The sequence below is a fragment of the Glycomyces sambucus genome, assembly GCF_900102815.1.
Classification (GTDB): Bacteria; Actinomycetota; Actinomycetes; order Mycobacteriales; family Micromonosporaceae; genus Glycomyces; species Glycomyces sambucus.
The window spans coordinates 660,334-679,830 of the sequence record NZ_FNGF01000001.1 but is presented as its reverse complement, the minus strand read 5'-3'; the positions used below and the strand labels follow the sequence as shown (position 1 = coordinate 679,830).

Sequence of the window (19,497 nt, the reverse complement as noted above, 5' to 3'; positions counted from 1 at the left end):
AACGCGAAGGGACCGGAGGGCACTGCCCTCCGGTCCCTTCACGCTGTGCGGCTTAGGAGTCGCCGCCCGCCTCGCCGGCCTCGGCGGCCGTCGGGTCGGTGATCGCGTACTTCGCGGCGGCCTGGGCGGCCAGCTCCGGCTTGACCTCGCCGCGCGCGGCGAGCTGCTGGAGGGCCGCGACGGTCACGGACTCGGCGTCCACGTTGAAGTGGCGGCGCAGGGCCCCGCGGGTGTCGGAGTGGCCGAAGCCGTCCGTGCCCAGCGAGGTGTACTCGCCCGGCACCCAGCGGCTGACCAGGTCGGGCACGGCCCGCTGGTAGTCGCTGACGGCAACGAACGGGCCCTCGGCGCCCGAGAGCTTCTGCGTCACGTACGGGACCTTCTTCTCGGCCTCGGGGTGGCGCAGGTTGTGCCGCTCGGCCTCGATCGCGTCGCGGTTGAGCTCGGACCAGGAGGTCACCGACCACACGTCGGCGGCCACGCCCCAGTCCTCGGCGAGGAGTTCGGCGGCCTTCGCCGCCCACGCCATCGCCGACCCGGAGGTGAGCAGCTGTACTCGCGGCCCCGCCACTTCCGAGGTGGAGACCCGGTGGATGCCCCGCAGGATGCCCTCGACGTCGACGCCCTCGGGCTCGGCCGGCTGGACGATCGGCTCGTTGTAGACGGTGAGGTAGTAGAAGACGTGCTCGCCGTCGGCGTACATGCGCTTGAGGCCGTCCTGCACGATGTGCCCGATCTCGTACCCGAACGAGGGGTCGTACGAGACGACCGCCGGGTTCGTGTGCGCGATGAGCAGCGAGTGGCCGTCCTCGTGCTGGAGGCCCTCGCCGTTGAGCGTGGTCCGCCCGGCGGTGGCGCCGACGAGGAAGCCGTTCGCGAGCTGGTCCGAGGCGGCCCAGATGGCGTCGGCGGTCCGCTGGAACCCGAACATCGAGTAGAAGATGTAGAACGGGATCATCGGCTCGCCGAGGGTGTCCCCGGCGGTGCCGGCGGCGGTGAACGCGGCCAGCGAGCCGGCCTCGTTGATGCCCACGTGCAGGAGCTGCCCCTGCTCGGACTCCTTGTAGGACAGGAACAGGTCGCGGTCCACCGACAGGTACTGCTGCCCGTGCGGCGAGTAGATCTTCGCCGTCGGGAACATCGCGTCCATGCCGAAGGTGCGGGCCTCGTCGGGGATGATCGGGACCCAGCGCTTGCCGGTCTCCTTGTCCCGCATGAGGTCCTTGAGCAGGCGGACCAGCGCCATGGTGGTGGCGGCCTTCTGCTTGCCCGAACCGCGCTTGGCGGACTTGTACGCCTCCTCGCCCGGCAGGTTCAGCGGGATCACCGTGTTGCGGCGCGACGGGATGGACCCGCCGAGCGCGCGGCGGCGCTCCTGGAGGTACTCGAACTCGGCCGAGCCCTCCTCGGGCCTGATGTACGGCGGCAGGTACGGGCTCTGCTCCAGCTGCTCGTCGGTGACCGGCATGTCGAGGGCGTCGCGGAAGCCCTTGAGGTCGTCGAGCGAGAGCTTCTTCATCTGGTGGGTCGCGTTGCGGCCCTCGAAGGTCGAGCCGAGCTTGTAGCCCTTGACGGTGTGCGCGAGGATCACGGTGGGCTGGCCCTCGTGCTCCATCGCGGCCTTGTAGGCGGCATAGATCTTGCGGTCGTCGTGGCCGCCGCGGCGCAGGTCCCAGATCTCGTCGTCGGTCATCGGCAGCGCCATCGCCTTGGTGCGCGTGTCGCGCCCGAAGAAGTGCTCGCGGATGAACGCGCCGGACTCGGCCTTGAAGGTCTGGAAGTCGCCGTCGGGCGTGGTGTTCATGAGGTTCACCAGGGCGCCGTCGTGGTCGGCGGCCAGGAGCGGGTCCCACTCGCGGCCCCACATGACCTTGATGACGTTCCAGCCCGCGCCGCGGAAGTACGACTCGAGCTCCTGGACGATCTTGCCGTTGCCGCGCACCGGCCCGTCGAGGCGCTGGAGGTTGCAGTTGACGACGAACGTGAGGTTGTCGAGCTCGGCGCCGGCCGCGAACTGGAGCGCGCCGCGCGACTCGACCTCGTCCATCTCGCCGTCGCCGAGGAACGCCCACACCTGCTGCTTCTTGGTGTCGCGGATGCCGCGGTCGTCCATGTAGCGGTTGAACAGGGCCTGGTAGATCGCGTTGATCGGGCCCAGGCCCATCGACACGGTCGGGAACTGCCAGTAGTCCGGCATCAGGCGGGGGTGGGGGTAGGAGGGCAGGCCGCCCTGCGGGCGCGACACCTCCTGGCGGAAGCCGTCGAGGTGGTCCTCGGTGAGGCGTCCCTCCACGAAGGACCGGGCGTACATGCCGGGGGAGGCGTGGCCCTGGTAGAAGATCTGGTCGCCGCCGCCCTCGTGGTCGCGGCCGCGGAAGAAGTGGTTGTAGCCGACCTCGTAGAGGTTCGCGGCCGACGCGTACGTCGAGATGTGGCCGCCCACGCCGATGCCGGGACGCTGCGCGCGGTGGACGGTCATCGCGGCGTTCCAGCGCACGTACGCGCGGATGCGGTGCTCGACGGCCTCGTCCCCGGGGTAGTGGGGCTCGGCCTCGACCGGGATGGTGTTCACATAGTCGGTGCTCGTGGACGCCGGCACGCCGATCTGGCGCTTGCGTGCGTGCTCGAGCAGCCGCTGCATGACGTAGCGGGCACGGGTGCGCCCGCCGGCGTCGAGGAGGCCGTCGAGGGATTCCAGCCATTCGCTGGTCTCCCCGGGGTCAGTGTCCGGCACTTGGGTCGGCAAACCGTCACTGATGGGCGGCCGGTTCTGTTCCGTGGTCACGGGCGATCCCTCGTTCTAAGACTGCGGCTTTGCAGGGTTTCTCTCATGGCAGCAGAGTGTCATCGTTTTCTACCATCCTCCCTCGAATCTACCGCGACCCCGGACCGCCCACCCGGGTTGATGCGACCGCGCCCACACTCCCCGCGACCTCGGGGCCCGCTCACCTGCGCCACCGCCCGCGCACCCCACTGCCGTGAGATCACGGCCACGTGAACACTCCCGCACGTCCGCACGTCACGGGCGTGCGACCGTTTGCCGAGGGGGCGTCGCGAACGGGCGCGCGAGTCCGCCATATGCCCCACCGAATATGCTCTACTCCATATGCTGTGGTTCACAGAGCGACGCGCTCTGGCATCCGACCTATGGAGGGGACAAGGTGAACGCTCCGAGCAGCCCGGTGGACGTGTCGAGCGTGGTGCAGCGACTCGGGCTCGACGGCGTCGAGGCCGTCATGGAGATCGGCTTCGACACCGACGTGGACGCCGCACTGCGGACGGCCGTGATCGAGGCCGTCGGGGAGCTCCTCGACGAGGACTCCGACGAGATCGTCAACGCGGTCCTCCTGTGGTGCCGCGTGGAGGACGGCGACCTCGTCGACCTCCTCCTGGACGCCCGCGACCCGCTCGCCGACGACGGCGTGGTGTGGCTGCTGACCCCGAAGGCGGGCCGGCCCGGCCACATCGACCCCGCCGACGTCGAGGACTCCGCCGAGCAGGCGGGCCTGAAGTCGACCAAGACCCTGAACGCCTCCCCCGACTGGGTCGCGTCCCGGATGGTCGTCGCCCGCCGCTAACCTTCAGCGCGACAGACACCCGAGGCCCCCGCTCGCGGGGGCCCGTCGCAAGGAGCGCGCATGCCGATCGAGACCGGGGCCGAGGCCCCCGCCTTCACGCTGAAGGACCAGAACAACCAGCCGGTGTCCCTCGCGGACTTCCGCGGGGAGAAGCACGTCCTCCTCGTGTTCTACCCCTTCGCGTTCACCGGCACGTGCGAGGGCGAACTGTGCGGCATCCGCGACAACCTCGACGCGTACCAGTCCGACGAGGTGCAGGTCCTCAGCGTCTCCGTCGACTCCCCGTTCGCGCACAAGGTGTGGGCCCAGCGCGAGGGCTTCGAGTTCCCGCTGCTCGCCGACTTCTGGCCGCACGGCGCCGTCGCCCAGTCCTACGGCGTCTTCGACGACGAGAAGGGCATGGCCAACCGCGGCACGTTCGTCATCGACAAGGACGGCGTGGTCCGCTTCGCCGAGATGCTGCCCCCCGGCCAGGCCCGCGACCAGTCCCGGTGGCAGAAGGCCCTCGCCGACCTCCAGGGCTAGGGCTTCCCGCGACGGGCGCGCCGGTGCAACCCGCCGGCGCGCCCGCGGCGTCCAGAGTGCATCGGCCCCGGCAGAACGGACCCGTCTTGCACCCCGAGCGCATCGCCATCCTCATCGCCTCCGCCCTCGCCCTCCCGCTGCTCGCCTCCGGCTGCTCCTTCTTCGAGCCCGAGGAGGAGGACCTCGACTTCGACGCCTACGCCGGCGAACTCACCGACATGTACAACGAGGGGGTGCGCCTCGAGAAGGAGCTCACCGCGGCCGAGGCGCGGATCGTGCAGGACTGCCTGGAGGCGCAGGGCTTCACCGTCCACAGCCCCGACGAGTTCGCCCACTTCGGCCTGGAGGAGCGCGAGAGCTTCCTCGACCAGGGGCCGTACGAGGTCTTCCTGCCCACGGTCGAGGAGGCGCGGCTGCGGGGCGTGTTCCAGTGGGTCAACCTCGACGGCGCCGAGACGATCGAGGACGGCGCGCCGTGGGCCGCCTACCAGGATTCACTGACCGCGCGGGGGCTCAGCGACGGGCCGCCCGAAGGCGTCGGCGACGGCGAATTCTACGAGCTGCCCCCCGAGGACATGTACGCCTGGTACGTCGCCTACGGCGGCGAGACCTGGGCCGAGTACCACCAGGGATACCTGGTCGGCATCGAGCAGACGAAGACCGACGCCGGCGGCGACCAGGTCTTCTTCAACCCGCCGCCCGGCGGCTGCGAGCGCGAGATGATCGAGGCCGTCTACGGCGGGCCCGAGGAGCAGGACAACGCGGAGGAGTCCTTCAGCGACTGGGTCTGGCGCCCCGCCCAGCCGGGCGGCGACTGGGAGGCCATGAACGAGCGGTACACCGAGCGGACCGAGGACGCCGAGGACGGCCTCCTCGACTGCCTCGACGAGCGGGGCTTCGGCGGCTGGGAGTTCCACGAGGGGCACCTCGCGGTCCACGACTACCTGTTCGAGTCCGGCGAGGGCGAGTTCCCCTACCACTCCTACGAGGACGAGGGCGGCGTCTGGCCCGACCCGCCCGGGGACGTGCCCGCCGAGGACGACACCCAGGCCTGGCTCGACTTCGAGCGCCAGCGGACGGCCGTGCTCGCCGAGTGCGGCGACGAGTCCGGGTTCCGCGACGCCGCCGAGCACGCCTGGCGGCAGGCGCAGCTGCGCTACTACCTCGACATCGAGGACGACGTGTACGCCTGGCAGGAGGAGATGCGCGGGTACCTCGAAGCGGCCCAGGACGTCATCGGGGAGTGAGGTCGGCGTCGCCCCAAGGGCTCAGGAACACGTAGGTGATCTGCGGGTACTTCGCCCGCAGGCGCGCCTCGGTCTCGCGGCTGGCCGCCTCGATCGCGGCGCCGTCGGCGCTGTCGCGGTAGTCGATGCGGGCCGCGACCAGGACCGAGGTCGGGCCGAGCTGGAGGGTCAGGAGCTCCTGGACGGCCGTGATCTCGTCCCCGGCGGCGAGTTCGGCGCGGACCGCCGCCTGGAACCGCGGGGGCAGGCTCCGTCCGATGAGGAGCGAGAGGTTCGCGTGGCCGAGCAGGACCGCCACCACGAGCAGGAGCACGCCGATGAGGATCGAGGCGCCGCCGTCGTAGAGCGGGTCGCCGGTGGCCTCGGTGAGCGCGAGGCCGGTCGCGGCGAGGACCAGGCCGATGAGCGCGGCCAGGTCCTCCAGGAACACGGCCTTGAGGCTGGTGTCGGGGGTGTACCGCAGGAACCGGCGCGGGCGCACGTTCCACTCGCGGGACTCGGCGCGCAGCTGCACGATGGTGCGCCCGAACGAGACCGCCTCCAGGACGAACGAGACCGCGAGGACCACGTAGGACACGAGGAAGTCCGCTTCGCCGCCGTCGTGGATCGAGTGGAAGCCGTGGGTGATGGAGAACAGGCCGCCCGCGACGAACGTGAAGGCCGCGGCGAGGGCCGCCCACATGTACGCGGTCGAGCCGTACCCGAAGGGGTGCGCGTCGTCGGGGCGCTTCACGCTGTTGCGCAGGGCGATGTAGAGCATGATCTCGGTGACGGTGTCGGCCGCCGAGTGGGCGGCCTCCGAGACCATCGCCGCCGAGCCCGACAGGACCCCGGCGACGAGCTTCGCGACCGCGATGGCGAGGTTCATCAGCCCCGCCACGAGCACGGTCAGGACGCTCTCCGACTTCACTTCGCCCGCATCGCTCACCCTTGGAAGCCTAGCGAGGCGGGGGTCCCGGCGCGCCCGGTTCGGGCCGGGCGCGTCGCTGCCGACGCCTCTCCTCTTGGGGCGGTTCGCCCTCTTTCAGGGGAGGCGCCGAGTCGTGGACGTGCGGCGGCCGGGCCGCGCCTTCGCGCGACCCGGCCGACATGCTCGGTTCCTAGGCGTTCTCGTCGATGAAGCCCCATTCGCCGACGTTGGAGAAGACCCGCATCGTGGTCGCCCAGTTGTCGCGCACGTTGACGACGTCGTCCTGGACCATGACCAGGGCCGGGGTCCACGCGAGCGGGAGCTGCACGGCCTCGTCGAGCGAGATCTGCGCGGCGTGGTTGTTCAGCTCGGCGGCGCGGTCGCGGTCCATCGTGGTCGCGAGCTCGGCGACGATCGCGTCGACCTCGTCGTTCTGGAACCCGGTGTGGTTGCCCTCGCCCCAGTAGTCCGCCGCCGAGGCCGCGAACAGCGGGGTCTCGATCCAGGAGAACTGGATGAGGTCCCAGTCGCCCTCGTCGAGGACGGTGCTCAGCTCGCCGGCCGGGATCGGGTCCACCGTGAGCTCGATGCCGAGGTCGGCGAGGTAGGTGATGACCAGGTCCTGGATGATCGGCGTGAACGCGTTCCCCTCAATCCCGGTGCGGTACCGCAGGGTCACGGGCTCGCCCGCGGGGGTCACGAGCCGGTCGTCCTGCCAGGTGTACCCGGCCTCCTCCAGGATCGCGCGGGCCGCCTCCAGGTCGCCCGAGCCGAGGCCGCCGTCGGCGATCTGGTCGCTCCAGTACGGCGAGTCGGGCCGGAACAGCACGTTCTGCATCGTCTCGATGTCCTCGTAGGCCGAGCCGTAGGCCCGCTCGTTGACGTCGGCGGCGTCGATCGCGGTGAAGACCGCCTCGCGCAGCGGCTTGTCCGCCAGGAACGGGTTCCGCAGGTTCGCGTCCACGTGGGACCAGCCCGACTGCGGTGCGACGCTGTACTTCAGGCCCTCCTCGGAGGCGAGCTGGTCGAGCACCTCGGGGTCGAAGCTGGAGGGCGCGGCCCCGTCGATGGTGCCCTGCCGCAGTTCGGTGACCATGGCCTCGGCGCCGTCGATGTACTTGAGCGTCAAGGAGTCGAGCGTCGACTGCTGCGAGCCGGTCCACTCCGGGTTCGGCACGTACTTCGCGTAGTCGCCCAGGACCCCCTCGACCATCTTGAACGGGCCGGCGCTGTAGTCCAGCGGCGGGTTCTCGGAGAAGTCGGTGACGGAGGCGGCCATGACGACCGGGTCGGTGCGCCAGTCGGCGTGCCCGCGGGCCTCGGCGATGTGGGCCGGGTGGGTGATGACCCCGGCGGCGTACCACTCGGCGTCGAGGTAGCCGTCGACGTAGGTCACGACGATCGTGTTGTCCTCGGCCTCCTCGATGGACGCCACGGTCGCGCCGTAGGAGCTTGCGGGGGTGCACTGCGCGCACTGGGCCTCGTCGCCGGAGGTCGCCTTCCAGTGCCAGACGAAGTCGTCGATGCCGATCGGCACCCCGTCGCCCCAGGTGGCCTCCTCCTTGAGGTGGTAGGCCACGGTCAGCGGCGCCTCGGCCAGCAGCTCGGGGGCCTCGGCGTAGATCCCGTCGTTGTAGTGGATCTCGCCGGCCTGGTCGAAGCTGAACACGGTCGGGCGCAGGGGCTGGTTGATGACGGAGGTGGCGAGGCTGGAGCCGTAGATGTCGGCCTGGCCCCACGCCTCCCACTTGCCGTCCACGGCCCACACCAGGTCGCCGCCGTCGGCGCGCTCCCCGGAGTTGCAGGTGGTGGGTGCGGTGATGCAGTCCTCGAAGCCGGCGCCGGTCGCGCCGCCGTCCTCGCCGCCGCCGCAGCCCGCGACCGCCAGGGTGAGGGCGGCCGCGATCGCGGCGGAGGACTTCGTCAAAGCGCCGCGGTTCGGCGCCTCGGTTCTGCGCATTGCAGGGCCTTTCGCGATGGTTTGGGGGGAAGTGCACTATGGCACCTCCGGAACCGTATCGCCACCCCCAGGGCAATGTCAACTTAAGCGATAGGAATACTCGTGTATCTCACACCCGGAATAACGAGGACTCCGCGAGGCGGCTGAACCCGCTGCGGTGGAACACCAGCGGCCCCGCGGTGTCCGCGTGCTCCACCGCGTGGAGGCGCAGCAGCACGATGACGTGGTCCCCGGCCTCGACCTCCCGGTACACCGAGCAGTCGAAGCGCGCGAGCCCGTCGTCGAGCGTCACCGCCCCGAGTTCCGTGGCGCTCAGGGCGAGTCCCGCGAACCGCTGCTCGGGGTCCCCGGCGAGCTGGCGGCACACCGCGCCGTGGTGGTCGGCGAGCACGGTCAGCCCCAGGTGCCCGGCGCGGCGCAGGTCCGGCCAGGTCTTCGAGGCCGTTGCGATCGAGAACGACACCAGCGGCGGCTCCAGGCTCACCGACGTGAACGAGCTCGCCGCCAGCCCCGTGATGCGGCCGTCCACCTCGGCGGCGACGGCCACGACCCCGGTGGGGAAGGCGCCGAACGCCTCCCGCAGCCGCCGGGGGTCCAGGTCCTGGTTCGTGGTCAGACCGGTCATGATCGCTCCTTGGCGGGAAGGGGGAGAGGGGGAGGGAGGAGGGCGGGCGAGGGTTCAGAGCTGGCCGTGGCGGGGCGGGGGCGCCCCGTCGAGGGCCCACCGGCCCAGGTGCTGGACCTTCCAGGCCGCCGGGTCGTGCAGGGTGTGGACGCGCGCGTTGCGCCAGTGGCGGTCGAGGTTCAGGCCCGCCAGGGCGCTCCGGGTGCCCGCGGCCTCGAAGACCCGGCTGGAGACCGCGACCGCGACCTGCGCCGTCGCGGCCCGGGCCGCCGCCACCGCGAGGCTCGCCGCCGCCGCGGAGGACCCGGTCAGGTCCGCCCCGGCGGCGTCCACAGCGGACGCCGCCTCCGCCAGCAGCGCCTCGGCGCCGCGCAGCGACAGCTCCATCTCCCCGAAGGCGTGCACCGTCAGCGGGTCGTCGGCGGCGCGCTCCACCCCGGCGTCCGGGTACGGGCGGCTCTTGGTCCGCACGAACTCCGCGGCCTCCTCCACCGCGGCCCTGGCGATCCCGGCGTCGATCGCGGCGTGGAGGACCTGCGCGAACGCGCCGTAGGTCTGCGGGCCGTCGAACTCGGTGGCGTACGGGGTGATCCACTCGCCGCCGACCGCGACGTTGCGCAGCCGCACGGTGCCGCTCGCGGTGGTGCGCTGGCCGATCCCGTCCCAGTCGTCGACCACCTCGACGCCCTCGGCGTCGCGGCGGACCCACGCCACGTGCATCGGCCCGTCCACGCCCAGGTGCGCCAGGACCGGGATCCAGTCGGCGAACAGCGCGCCCGTGCAGTAGAACTTGGTGCCGTTCAGCCGCCACCGCCCGGTCCCGTCGGGGGTGAGGGCGGTGCGGTGGTCGCGCACGTGGCGGGTCCCGAACTCGGTCTGCGCGTTGCCGAACCGCTTGCCGCCCAGGACCTCCGCGAACAGGCGCCCGCGCTGGTCGGCGGTGCCGCGGCGGCGCAGCAGGTTGACGTACACGAAGTGGCTGTGGGGGATCTGCGCGAGGTTCGGGTCGCCCGCGGCGAGGCGCCGGAAGACCTCGGCGACCACCGCGGCCGGCAGGTCGGCGCCGCCGTGGGCCGCGGGGACGGTGATCGCCAGGAGTCCGGAGGCCGCGAGCCGGTCGACCTCGGCGTACGGGAGGGTCCGGCGGGCGTCGCGCTCGGCGGCGCCGGCGGCGAACTCCCCGGCGAGGCTCGCGGCCGCGGCGAGCGCGGCGGGGGCGTCGAGGACGGGGACGGGACAGGACGGGTCGCTCACGTGCCGCTCCTAAGGGTTGGTGCCGGGGCGCTCGCGCGTTGTACGCTTTTCCTATCAAGTTACTAGGAAATACGGTACCGAAGAATCGGACCGGGCGACAGCGCCCGGTCGTCGGATCGGCCGATGCCCCCATCGGCGGCGCCGACGAGGGCATCGGAGGCGGCGGATGCGCATCGAACAACTGGAGTACGTCGCGGCGGTCACCCGCTACGGGTCGCTGCGGCGCGCGAGCGAGCACCTGCACGTCTCGCAGCCCGCGCTCAGCGAGGCCATCAGCAAGCTCGAACGCGAACTCGGCGTCACGCTCCTGGAGCGCCGCCGCGACGGCGCCCGGATCACCGTGCGCGGCAAGGAGCTCCTGGAGCACCTGCTCGGCGTGCTCGAAGCGGTCGACCGGTTCCGGTCGGCCGCGGCGGGCGCGAGCGCGGCGCGGGCGGTGCGGGTGGGCACCGTCAACGCCGGGGCCGCGAGCCTGCTCCTGCCCGCGATCCGGGCCTACCGGAGCGGCAGGCCCGGTGCGCGCGTGGAGGTGCGGGCGCTGCGGCAGCGCGAGATCGAGGCCGGACTGGCGGACGGCTCGCTCGACCTGGGCCTGGTGAACGTCCTGGAGGGACTGTCCGTGCCGCCCGACCTCGAAGGGGCCGAGCTGATCCGGGGCCGCGCCGTGGCGGTCCTGCCGAGCGCGCACCCGCTGACCGGGCGCACCGAGGTCACGGCCGACGACCTGCGCGCCGAGGCGTTCGTGGGGATGCGCGCGGGATCGACCATGCACCGGTTCGCGGTGCGGCTCTTCGGGGACCGGCCGCCCGCCGCGTGGCACTCGGTGGACGGCGGCGAGATGGGCAAGCTCCTCGTCGCCGAGGGCCTGGGCGCGGCGGTCCTGCCCGACTACGCCGTCAGGGGCGATCCGCTCGAGCGGAGCGGCCTCATCGCGTTCCGGCCCATCGCGGGCGACGGCACGGCGGTCTCGATGCACCTGCTGCGCAGGCGGACCGCCCGGCCGCTCGCGCCGGTCGCCGACCTCGCCGCGTGCCTGCGGGCGCAGGCCGGCCTCGGGTGAGGCAGGTCAGGCCCCGTCCTCGCCGGTGGTGTCGACGACCGGCCGGGACTCGGCGAGGCGGGCGAAGGCGCGGACCGCCTCGGTCTCGCGCTCGGCCGACCACACCAGGCCGAGGAGGGCGGGGTCGAGTCCGTCCAGGGGCCGGTACACGACGTCGGGCCGGGGGAAGTAGCGGGCGATCTGCTCGCTGACCGGCGCGAAGTACCGCCCCGCGCCGATGAGGGTGAGCCCGGCCTGGAACGTGTCGGCGGTGGCCGCGATCGCGGTGCGCCGCCCGCCGGGCGTGACCGGGGGCAGGAACGCCTCGCGCCAGTACGGCGGGGCGGCCTCCCCGGCGATGATGATCGGCAGGTCCGCCAGGTCCTCCACGTCGAACCGCTCCTTGGCGGCGAGCGGGCTGGAGGCGGGCGCGGCGATGATCTTCGCCTCGCGCATGACGACCGGCCCGGTGATGAGGTCGGGTTCGCGGATCGGGAAGTGCACGGCGACCACGTCGACCCGGCCCTCGCGCAGGGGCTTGAGCGGGTCGCCGACCTCGACCTCCAGGACCAGCCGGGCGTCGACCGCGGGGTGGTCGACGGCGAACGCGGCCATGAGGTCGGCGAGGACCTTGGCGGTGCCGGGGCCGAGGAACCCGATCCGCAGCTCCCCGGCGGCGCTCGCGGCGCGGTCGGCGGCCTGCTTCAGGCTCTCGCGGATCGTCCGGTAGGCCGGTTCGAGGTCCTCGTACAGGTGCCTGCCGGTCTCGGTCAGGTCCACCTGGCGGCTGCTGCGGGTGAACAGCGGCGTGCCCACGAACCGCTCCAGGCGCTGGACGAGCTGGGTGACGCGGGCGGGGGAGAGGCGCATCCGCTGCGCGGTGCGCGCGAAGTGCCGCTCCTCGCACAGGACGAGGAACGTCTCGATCTCCTGCCACTCCATGTCCCGTGCGCCTCCGAAGTTCACTCCCGCTCAATCGCGATTCAGTATCGCGTAATGATCGGGGCGGGGCCGCACGGGTCCGGCTCAGCGCAGCAGGCCCAGGTGCAGGCGCAGCGCCGCCCCGGTGCGGTCGGCGTCGTCGGTGGCGAGGAGGTCGAGGATCGCCCCGCGCAGGACGGCGAGCACGAGGGTGCGCCGGGCCGGGTCGGCGCCGGCGGGCTCGCACGCGGCGAGGACCGCGAGCCAGTCGTCGACGGTGGCCTTCGCGAAGCCCGCCCAGGCGCCGTCCGGTTCGACCAGCGAGCGCCCGTACGCCTCGACCCACAGCCGCAGGAGCGGGCGGTGCTCGGGCGCCGCGGCCCACGCCCACAGGCGCTCGGCGGCGGCCGCGAGCCCGAGCGGGCCGTCGAGCCGATCCAGGAGCGCGAGCTCGTCGGCGCGGGCGCGGGCGAGCAGCGCGCGGATGAGGCCGTCCTTGGAGCCGAACAGGAACAGCAGCACGCGCGGGCTGGAGCCGATCGCCGCCGCGAGCGGGCGCAGCGAGAGGTCGGCGAGGCCGCGGTCGAGCCCGTACCGGTAGGCGGCCTCCAGCAGCTCGGTGCGGCGGGGGCTGGCGCTGTCCTGGGTCATGGGGCTAGCATAAGGGCACTGAAACGACTGTTTCAGTGAGCTTCGAGACCGGAGGAGTCCCGATGGCGCACATCGGCATCCGCAGCGCCGACCGGCCCGGCGACCTCGGCTGGATCGTCATGGCCCAAGGCGCGGCCTACGCCGCCGAGCACGACTGGAACGCCGAGTACGAGGGCCTGGTCGCGCGCATCGTCGCCGACTTCGCCGCCGGGCACGACCCCGCCCGCGAGGCCGCCTGGATCGCCGAGGCCGACGGCGAGCGCGCCGGTAGCATCGCCCTCGTCGCCGACGGCGAGCCCGGCACCGCCCGGCTCCGCATCCTGTTCGTCGCCGCCGACGCCCGCGGCCTGGGCCTGGGCGCGCGCCTGGTCGACACCTGCCTCGACTTCGCCCGCGCCGCCGGCTACGAGCGGGTGGTCCTGTGGACCGCGAGCCTCCTGGACTCGGCCCGCCGCATCTACGAGGCGAACGGGTTCACGCTGGTGAAGGAGACCCCGTTCCGCGGCTTCGGGCACGACCTCACCGGCCAGGACTGGGTCCTGGAACTCGATCCTCAGTAGACCTTCCGGGGCCGCTTCGACGGGGGCTTGCGGAGGTCGACCACCCTGGCCCGCACGGTGAACCGCCGGGCGACCGCCTCGATGCGCGCCGGGCTCCAGCCGCTGCACGCCACGGACCGGCGCGCGATCGAGGTCGACACGTGCGCGGGCACGCCCTCGCGGTCGTCGTCGGGCCGGCGCGGGTCGGACCGGATCGGCTCCACCCCGATCATCGTCACCGGGAAGAGCCCTTCCCGCTTGCGCCACAGGTAGATCCCGCGGATCTCCGACCACGGGAGGTCGACCGCGGGACGCAGCGCGCGGGTGTGGCGGCCCGCGGAGGTCTCGCGGTACAGCCGCACGCCGCCGCGGTCGAACTCGGCGACCACCGGTCGCGTGCTCAGGCGCCGCCACCGGCTCCCGGGCCACGCCAGCGCGGCCGTGACCACCGTGATCGCCACCGGCCAGCCGACGCTCGTGCCCGCGTCGGCCGAGACGATCGCGCCGACGGCGAGGGCGGTGCCCGCGGCGGTGGCGGCCGCGTCGCGCCAGTGCGGGCGGTCGGCGATGCGTGCGGCGTCGGAGCCGGGCATGCGGACTCCTCAAGGGGCCGAAGGGTGGGTCCTCCTCCATCGTCCCACGCGCGGGCGCCGGACGGTCCGTTCCGAGGCGCCGCATCGGGGCCCCACCGCGACCCCGCATCGTTCCCCCGCGATCCCGGCCGAACATGCGCCGCCGGTCGCTCCGGACCGGTTGCGGGGGCCGTGCACGCGGGCGATACTGTGCGCTGACCTCGGCAGGTGATCGGAAGGGACGGTGCCCCATGGTGGAGGCGAAGCGCTGGCGGGTGCCGATCGCGACCCGCGACCACACCGAGGGCCACCGCCAGGCCACCTGGCTCGAACTGTTCTTCGACCTCTCGTTCGTGGTCGCGGTGGCGCAGGCCGCCACCCAGTTCGAGCACGCCGCCGCCGAAGGGCACCTCGGCGAAGGGCTCCTCGGGTTCGTCTTCGTGTTCGCCGCGATCTGGTGGATCTGGGTGTCGTTCACGTGGTTCGCGAACTTCTTCGACACCGACGACGTGCCCTACCGGCTCCTCATGATGGTGATGATCGCCGGCTCGCTCGGCCTCGCCGCGGGCGTCCCGCAGGCCGCGCACCTCGACTTCCGCATCTTCGTGGTCTCCTACGTGGTCATGCGGCTCGCGTACGTCGCCCAGTGGGCCCGCGTCTACCGCCACGGCGACCCCGCGATGCGCGGCCTCGCCGGGCGCATCATCGTGCTCACCACGTTCGTGCAGCTCGGCTGGGTCGCGTTCCTCCTGGTGCCCACGGAATGGCGCGTCGAGGCGTGGATCGCGTGGTTCCTCCTCGACCTCGCCGTCCCGCTCCTCGCCCGCTGGAACCCGCGCCTGGGCGGGCACTGGGGGCACATCAAGGAGCGCTACGGCCTGTTCACGATCATCGTCCTCGGCGAGGCCGTCGCCGCCGCCACGATCGCCGTCTCCGGCGCCGTCGACTCCGGGCTCGACTTCGACACCGCGCCGCTGCTCACCCTCGCCGCCGCCGGGCTCGTCGTCGTGTTCGCGCTGTGGTGGATCTACTTCGACTTCAGCGGCGGCCACGCCTTCGACCGCGGGCCGGTCACCGTCTACGTGTGGGCGTACGCGCACTACTTCGTGTTCGCGGCCGTCGCCGCCCTCGGCGCCGGCACCGCGCTGGCGGTCGAGCGGATCACCGACCCCGCCCACGTGCACCTGAGCGACCGCGCGGTGGCGCTGATCCCGGCCGTGGCCGTCGCGGTCATCCTCCTGACGACCCTCATGATCGAGGCGGTGAGCGAGCGCGGCATCGCCGTCGGCCACGTGATCGCCAAGTTCGCGGCGGCCGCCGTCACCATCGGCGCGGCCCTCCTCGCACCCGTCCTCACCATCCCGGGCGCCGCCGCGGCCTCCGCCGCCACCCTCGCCGCCCTCGTCGTCTACGGCGTCATCGAGCAGCACTACCTCTACCGCCGCTCGCCGGAGGCGGCGCCGGGCGACCCGGCATTAGGATCGACCGACCAGCACCCTTCGAACCCCGGGGAACCCACGTGACCGCCACCGCCGCATCCGAAGCTCCCGTCCGCAAGCGCCGCAAGTGGCTCAAGGGCGCGATCGTCGCCCTGAGCATCGTCGTGGTGCTCGCCCTCGCCGGGCTCGCCGGCGCGGGCTGGTACTTCTCCAACGAGCTGCTCAAGCCCGACCACTCGGCCCCGGAGTACCCGTTCGCGGTCGAGGCCGCCGCCGACGGGACGGTGACGCTCCCGCGCGACGAGGAGACCGAGAAGCCCGGCACCTGGGGCCTCGCCTGGGAGGACGGGCAGGCCCTCATCGGCGACGTCGTCGACGAGGACGAGGACTCGGTGACGCGCACCGTGGACCGGGTCATCTCCGGCGACCTCACCGAGGGCGAGGCCGTCCGCATCGACACCTACGCCTACCGCGGCGACCCGACGACCGCCCTCGGCCTCGACTTCGAGGACGTGGAGATCGAGACCGACCTCGGCGACGCCCCCGCGTGGCTCATCCCCGCCGACGGCACCACCTGGGTCATCGGCGTCCACGGCCGCAACGCCTCCCGCGAGGAGACCCTGCGCTCCGCCGAGGTCTACCACGCGCTCGGCTACCCGGTGCTGGCCGTGACCTACCGCAACGACGAGGGCGCCCCCGCCGCCGAGAACGGCCTCATGAGCCTCGGCGAGTACGAGGCCGACGACGTCCTCGACGCGGTCGACTACGCGCTCGCCAACGGCGCGAGCGACGTGATCCTCCACGGCATCTCCATGGGCGGCTCCACCGTGGCGACGGCCGCGCGCAAGATCGAGGACCCGTCCGTCATCCGCGGGATCGTCTTCGACTCCCCGTGCCTCGACTGGGACTCCACGCTCGACCTCCAGGCCGACAACCGGAACGTCATCGCCCCGATCACCTGGGCCGCCAAGCGCATCGTGGAGCCGCGCGCCGACATCAGCCTGCACGACCTCGACCAGCGCAACTTCGCCGACGAGTTCGCGATGCCGGTCCTCCTGTTCGTCGACACCGCCGACGAGACCGTGGACCACCGTGCCACGCTCGACTTCGCCGGGCTCCTCGGCGACCGCGCGACCCTCGTGGAGTCCGCGTCCGGCCACACCGCGACCTGGAACGAGGACCCGGAGGCGTACGCGGCCGGACTCGGGTCCTACCTCTCGTCGCTGTAGAGCGGGTTCGCCCCGGGCGGCCGCTCCTCGGCCGCCACGGGGCCCGGCGCGGTGCCGTCGCCGAACGGCGAGCCGCCCAGGGCCTCGCGGCCGTGCTCGGTGAGCCAGTTCGCGAGGTCGGGCCCGGCCGGGACCACCTGCGTCGGGTTGATGTCCTCGTGGACGACGTAGTAGTGCCGCTTGATCTGGTCGAAGTCGACCGTGTCGCCGAACCCGGGCGTCTGGAACAGGTCCCGCGCGTAGCCCCACAGGTGCGGCAGCTCGGTGAGCTTGCTGCGGTTGCACTTGAAATGGCCGTGGTAGACCGGGTCGAAGCGCACGAGCGTGGTGAACAGCCGCACGTCGGCCTCGGTCAGGTGCGGGCCCATGAGGTACCGGCTGGTCGACAGCCGCTCCTCCAGCCAGTCCAGGGCCTCGAACAGCCGGTCGTACGCGCGCTCGTAGGCCCGCTGCGAACCCGCGAACCCCGCCCGGTAGACGCCGTTGTTCACCTCGGTGAAGATCTTCTTGACCACCGGCAGCATGTCCTCCACGAGCGCGTCCGGCACCAGGTCCGGGGCGCCCTCGCGGTGGTACGGCCGCCACTGGGTCGAGAGGTCGAACGTGATCTGCGGGTAGTTGTTGGTGACGACCTGCCCCGAGGGGACGTCCACGATCGCGGGCACGGTGATCCCGCGCGGGTACTCGGGGAAGCGCTTGAAGTAGTGCTCCTGGAGCCGCTCGGTGCCGAGCACCGGGTCGCGCCCGTCCGGGCCGAGGTCGAACGTCCACGACCGCACGTCGTGCACCGGGCCCGGCGTCGCCAGCGAGATCGCGTCCTCCAGGCCCAGGAGCCGGCGCACGATGATCGACCGGTGCGCCCACGGGCACGCCCGCGCCGCCACCAGCCGGTACCGGCCCGGCTCCACCGGCCACGCCAGCGCGCCCTCCGTCAGCCCCGCGATCCGCGGGTCCCCGATCGCGGACGCGGCCTCGGGCCGCGCCGCCTGCACCGCGGCCGGGTCGGCCACGATCCGGTCCTCGATGTAGTTCGTGTCCCGCGTGAACTCGCCGCCCGTGACATAGGCCCCCGCGGTCGAATGCTCGGTCCCCGCCGTCCGCGACGGCTCGCTGTGCTCACCCATGCGCCCCAGCCTACGCAAGTAGGCTCGGCACGGCATCGGAAGCGCCGCACCGCGGAAGGACTCCCATTGGACGACTTGACGATCGACGAGGCGCTCGTGCGCTCGCTCCTGGAGGACCAGCACCCCGACCTCGCGGACCTGGAGCTGCGGCCCGTCGACGGCGGCTGGGACAACCGCATGTGGCGCCTCGGCGACGGCCTGGCGCTGCGCCTGCCGCGCACCGAGCGCGCCCCGCTCCTGCTCGAACAGGAGCACCGCTGGCTCCCCGGCCTCGCCGCGGCCCTGCCGCTGCCGGTCCCCGTCCCGGTCCGCCGCGGCGCCCCCACCGCGCGGTTCCCCGAGCCGTGGCTCGTCACCACCTGGGTCCCCGGGACCCCGGCCGACCTCGCGCCGGTCGAGGCGCCCGCGTCTGCTGAAGCGCTCGCGTCGTTCCTCACCGCGCTCCATGTGCCCGCGCCCGCCGACGCGCCGCGCAACCCCGACCGCGGCGTCCCGCTCCGCACCTTCGCCGACGACTTCGCGGGCCTCGACGGGCCCCTGCGGGAGGTCTGGGACGACGCGCTGGCCGCCCCCGAATGGGACGGCCCGGCCCTGTGGCTCCACGGCGACCTCCACCCCGCGAACGTCCTCACCACCGGCGGCGCGCTCACCGGAGTGGTCGACTTCGGGGACCTCGCCGCGGGCGACCCGGCCACCGACCTCGCCGCGGCCTGGCTCCTCCTGCCCGATCCCGACGCCCTCTTCGCGCACTACGCGGCCGACGAGGCGACCGTCCGGCGCGCCCGCGGCTGGGCCCTGCGCCGCGCCCTCGGGCTGCGCGCGATCGGCGTCGCCGGGGACGAGGGGGAGCACTGGGGCAAGCCGACGTGGCGCCCGGCCGGGGAGGCCGCGCTGGCGCGCCTCGGGGGCTGACACAAGGTTCGCAACCGGGCCCGAAAGATTCCACAAGAAACCACAATCGCAGCGCTTCCGGTCCGCCGCGGGGCCGCACATACTGGGGGCCGAGTGAGGGAGTCCGGATGAGCGCAGGCCCGACGATCGCCGACGTCGTGTTCCCCGAGCAGTTGAACCACCGCGGGACCCTGTTCGGCGGGGCCGCGATGGCGCTGATGGACCGGGCCGCGTTCGTGGCCGCGAGCCGGGAGGCCCGCGCCGACGTGGTGTGCGCCGGGGCCGACGACATCGTGTTCGCGCAGCCGATCCGGGCCGGGGACCTCATTGAGGCCACCGCGGTGGTGGAGCGGCGCGGGCGCCGCTCGATGACCGTGGAGGTCGTGGTGGTCGCCGAGACGCTGGCGACCGGGGACCGCCGCGAGGCGGTGCGCGGCCGGTTCCACATGGTCGCGGCCGAACCGCTCGAACCCCGAGCGCCGCAAGCGGACTGAGTCAGTCGGCGGGGTTGCGCGCCGCGAGGATGGCGAAGGCGCCCGCGGCGTCCTGGACCTGCTCGTCGTCCACGTCGCACCCGTGCCGTGCGAGCACCGCGAGGAGGTCGGCGACCACGGGGCCGGTGGCCTCCATGGCCCAGGACCGGTCGACGGGGTGCGCGTGGTCGGCGCCGCCGAGCCGCACGCCGTCGTGGTTCCACACCGCCGCGGCCGCGGCGGCGATCCGCCGCGCCACGACCTCCGGGTCGCCGCGGCGGCCCTCGGTCCCGGCGTCCTCGCGGACGCGCCTGGGCGCGGCGTACGTGGGCCGGACCGGGGTGCGGTAGCGCTCGTCGCCGAAGAGCTCCCGGAAGTCACCGATGCCGTGCATAGCGCTGCTCGCTTCCCCCCACCTGACGGGCCGTCCGTTCCCTTATTCATACCGGGTGCGCGCGAAACGCCCGCAAGCGGTGTAGCCCGGACGGGGTCGCCCTGCGGGGGACGGAACGGCGATGCC

At 72.9% G+C, this 19,497-nt stretch carries 19 protein-coding genes; 9 read left to right on the top strand and 10 right to left on the bottom strand.

From position 1 onward, the window contains the following. Positions 1–52: 52 nt before the first annotated feature. The gene (aceE, locus tag BLS99_RS03170) at positions 53–2,785 is read right to left on the bottom strand and encodes a pyruvate dehydrogenase (acetyl-transferring), homodimeric type (protein WP_091043348.1); all 2,733 of its coding nucleotides are present in this window, start codon (positions 2,783–2,785) and stop codon (positions 53–55) included. Positions 2,786–3,161: 376 nt separating this feature from the next. Between aceE and BLS99_RS03165 the strand changes: the two genes are divergently transcribed. The 3 genes from BLS99_RS03165 (at position 3,162) to BLS99_RS03155 (ending at position 5,350) form a co-directional block, all read left to right on the top strand. Further along, entirely contained in the window at positions 3,162–3,578 is a 417-nt protein-coding gene (locus tag BLS99_RS03165) for a DUF3052 family protein (protein ID WP_218126195.1), read from the top strand. 60 nt (positions 3,579–3,638) lie between these two features. Beyond that, positions 3,639–4,103, top strand: coding sequence for a peroxiredoxin (locus tag BLS99_RS03160; RefSeq protein ID WP_091043342.1), 465 nt, complete (start codon positions 3,639–3,641; stop codon positions 4,101–4,103). An 86-nt stretch (positions 4,104–4,189) separates the two neighbouring features. After that, complete coding sequence (locus BLS99_RS03155) at positions 4,190–5,350, top strand: hypothetical protein (RefSeq protein WP_091043340.1); 1,161 nt, start codon at positions 4,190–4,192, stop codon at positions 5,348–5,350. Here the strand turns inward: BLS99_RS03155 and BLS99_RS03150 are convergent. The 4 genes from BLS99_RS03150 to BLS99_RS03135 form a co-directional block, all read right to left on the bottom strand. Next, entirely contained in the window at positions 5,337–6,278 is a 942-nt protein-coding gene (locus BLS99_RS03150; RefSeq protein ID WP_245712131.1) for a cation diffusion facilitator family transporter, read from the bottom strand. The two genes, BLS99_RS03155 and BLS99_RS03150, sit on opposite strands and share 14 nt — an antisense overlap. Before the next feature lie 172 nt (positions 6,279–6,450). After that, positions 6,451–8,220 carry an ABC transporter substrate-binding protein gene (locus BLS99_RS03145; protein WP_091043337.1) on the bottom strand — a complete coding sequence of 590 codons (1,770 nt, stop codon included), beginning with the start codon at positions 8,218–8,220 and terminating at the stop codon, positions 6,451–6,453. Positions 8,221–8,329: 109 nt separating this feature from the next. Further along, positions 8,330–8,845 carry a flavin reductase family protein gene (locus BLS99_RS03140; RefSeq protein WP_091043334.1) on the bottom strand — a complete coding sequence of 172 codons (516 nt, stop codon included), beginning with the start codon at positions 8,843–8,845 and terminating at the stop codon, positions 8,330–8,332. Positions 8,846–8,899: 54 nt separating this feature from the next. Then, positions 8,900–10,099: an SfnB family sulfur acquisition oxidoreductase gene (locus BLS99_RS03135; protein WP_091043326.1), complete on the bottom strand. Its 1,200-nt coding sequence runs from the start codon at positions 10,097–10,099 to the stop codon at positions 8,900–8,902. Positions 10,100–10,265: 166 nt separating this feature from the next. Here BLS99_RS03135 and BLS99_RS03130 point away from each other — a divergent pair, with 166 nt between their 5' ends. Then, entirely contained in the window at positions 10,266–11,159 is an 894-nt protein-coding gene (locus BLS99_RS03130) for a LysR family transcriptional regulator (RefSeq protein ID WP_091043321.1), read from the top strand. 6 nt (positions 11,160–11,165) lie between these two features. Here BLS99_RS03130 and BLS99_RS03125 read toward each other — a convergent pair whose 3' ends face one another. Continuing rightward, positions 11,166–12,080: a LysR family transcriptional regulator gene (locus BLS99_RS03125; RefSeq protein WP_091043318.1), complete on the bottom strand. Its 915-nt coding sequence runs from the start codon at positions 12,078–12,080 to the stop codon at positions 11,166–11,168. A gap of 84 nt (positions 12,081–12,164) precedes the next feature. Beyond that, positions 12,165–12,710: a TetR family transcriptional regulator gene (locus tag BLS99_RS03120; protein WP_091043314.1), complete on the bottom strand. Its 546-nt coding sequence runs from the start codon at positions 12,708–12,710 to the stop codon at positions 12,165–12,167. Between the two features lie 62 nt (positions 12,711–12,772). Between BLS99_RS03120 and BLS99_RS03115 the strand changes: the two genes are divergently transcribed. Further along, on the top strand, positions 12,773–13,270 hold the full coding sequence (locus BLS99_RS03115; RefSeq protein ID WP_091043309.1) for a GNAT family N-acetyltransferase: 498 nt from the start codon (positions 12,773–12,775) through the stop codon (positions 13,268–13,270). Here the strand turns inward: BLS99_RS03115 and BLS99_RS03110 are convergent. Continuing rightward, positions 13,264–13,842, bottom strand: coding sequence for a hypothetical protein (locus BLS99_RS03110; protein WP_091043307.1), 579 nt, complete (start codon positions 13,840–13,842; stop codon positions 13,264–13,266). The two genes, BLS99_RS03115 and BLS99_RS03110, sit on opposite strands and share 7 nt — an antisense overlap. A gap of 230 nt (positions 13,843–14,072) precedes the next feature. On the opposite strand from BLS99_RS03110, the gene BLS99_RS03105 reads away from it, so the two are divergent. Both BLS99_RS03105 and BLS99_RS03100 read left to right on the top strand, forming a co-directional pair. Then, the gene (locus BLS99_RS03105; RefSeq protein WP_218126193.1) at positions 14,073–15,344 is read left to right on the top strand and encodes a low temperature requirement protein A; all 1,272 of its coding nucleotides are present in this window, start codon (positions 14,073–14,075) and stop codon (positions 15,342–15,344) included. Then, a complete protein-coding gene (locus BLS99_RS03100; protein ID WP_176953185.1) occupies positions 15,341–16,489 on the top strand; it encodes an alpha/beta hydrolase in 1,149 nt (382 codons plus the stop codon). Before BLS99_RS03105 ends, BLS99_RS03100 begins: the two co-directional genes overlap by 4 nt. On the opposite strand, the gene BLS99_RS03095 is transcribed toward BLS99_RS03100, so the two are convergent. Then, positions 16,471–17,613 (bottom strand): glutathione S-transferase family protein, encoded by a 1,143-nt coding sequence (locus BLS99_RS03095; protein WP_091043301.1) that lies wholly within the window; start codon positions 17,611–17,613, stop codon positions 16,471–16,473. The genes BLS99_RS03100 and BLS99_RS03095 overlap by 19 nt on opposite strands. A gap of 66 nt (positions 17,614–17,679) precedes the next feature. On the opposite strand from BLS99_RS03095, the gene BLS99_RS03090 reads away from it, so the two are divergent. Then, complete coding sequence (locus BLS99_RS03090; protein ID WP_218126191.1) at positions 17,680–18,525, top strand: aminoglycoside phosphotransferase family protein; 846 nt, start codon at positions 17,680–17,682, stop codon at positions 18,523–18,525. Between the two features lie 107 nt (positions 18,526–18,632). After that, positions 18,633–18,998, top strand: coding sequence for an acyl-CoA thioesterase (locus BLS99_RS03085; RefSeq protein WP_091043296.1), 366 nt, complete (start codon positions 18,633–18,635; stop codon positions 18,996–18,998). Between the two features lies 1 nt (position 18,999). Here the strand turns inward: BLS99_RS03085 and BLS99_RS03080 are convergent, their stop codons facing one another. Then, positions 19,000–19,371 carry a hypothetical protein gene (locus tag BLS99_RS03080; protein ID WP_091043293.1) on the bottom strand — a complete coding sequence of 124 codons (372 nt, stop codon included), beginning with the start codon at positions 19,369–19,371 and terminating at the stop codon, positions 19,000–19,002. Positions 19,372–19,497: the final 126 nt, after the last annotated feature.

What these genes read in the sequence shown, in the direction of transcription:
- BLS99_RS03080 (WP_091043293.1), bottom strand. Translation starts at nt 19,371, where the DNA reads ATGCACGGCATCGGTGACTTCCGGGAGCTCTTCGGCGACGAGCGCTAC.
- BLS99_RS03145 (WP_091043337.1), bottom strand. Translation starts at nt 8,220, where the DNA reads ATGCGCAGAACCGAGGCGCCGAACCGCGGCGCTTTGACGAAGTCCTCC.
- BLS99_RS03140 (WP_091043334.1), bottom strand. Translation starts at nt 8,845, where the DNA reads ATGACCGGTCTGACCACGAACCAGGACCTGGACCCCCGGCGGCTGCGG.
- BLS99_RS03085 (WP_091043296.1), top strand. Translation starts at nt 18,633, where the DNA reads ATGAGCGCAGGCCCGACGATCGCCGACGTCGTGTTCCCCGAGCAGTTG.
- BLS99_RS03115 (WP_091043309.1), top strand. Translation starts at nt 12,773, where the DNA reads ATGGCGCACATCGGCATCCGCAGCGCCGACCGGCCCGGCGACCTCGGC.
- BLS99_RS03130 (WP_091043321.1), top strand. Translation starts at nt 10,266, where the DNA reads ATGCGCATCGAACAACTGGAGTACGTCGCGGCGGTCACCCGCTACGGG.
- BLS99_RS03120 (WP_091043314.1), bottom strand. Translation starts at nt 12,710, where the DNA reads ATGACCCAGGACAGCGCCAGCCCCCGCCGCACCGAGCTGCTGGAGGCC.
- BLS99_RS03110 (WP_091043307.1), bottom strand. Translation starts at nt 13,842, where the DNA reads ATGCCCGGCTCCGACGCCGCACGCATCGCCGACCGCCCGCACTGGCGC.
- BLS99_RS03095 (WP_091043301.1), bottom strand. Translation starts at nt 17,613, where the DNA reads ATGGGTGAGCACAGCGAGCCGTCGCGGACGGCGGGGACCGAGCATTCG.
- BLS99_RS03105 (WP_218126193.1), top strand. Translation starts at nt 14,073, where the DNA reads ATGGTGGAGGCGAAGCGCTGGCGGGTGCCGATCGCGACCCGCGACCAC.
- BLS99_RS03160 (WP_091043342.1), top strand. Translation starts at nt 3,639, where the DNA reads ATGCCGATCGAGACCGGGGCCGAGGCCCCCGCCTTCACGCTGAAGGAC.
- BLS99_RS03125 (WP_091043318.1), bottom strand. Translation starts at nt 12,080, where the DNA reads ATGGAGTGGCAGGAGATCGAGACGTTCCTCGTCCTGTGCGAGGAGCGG.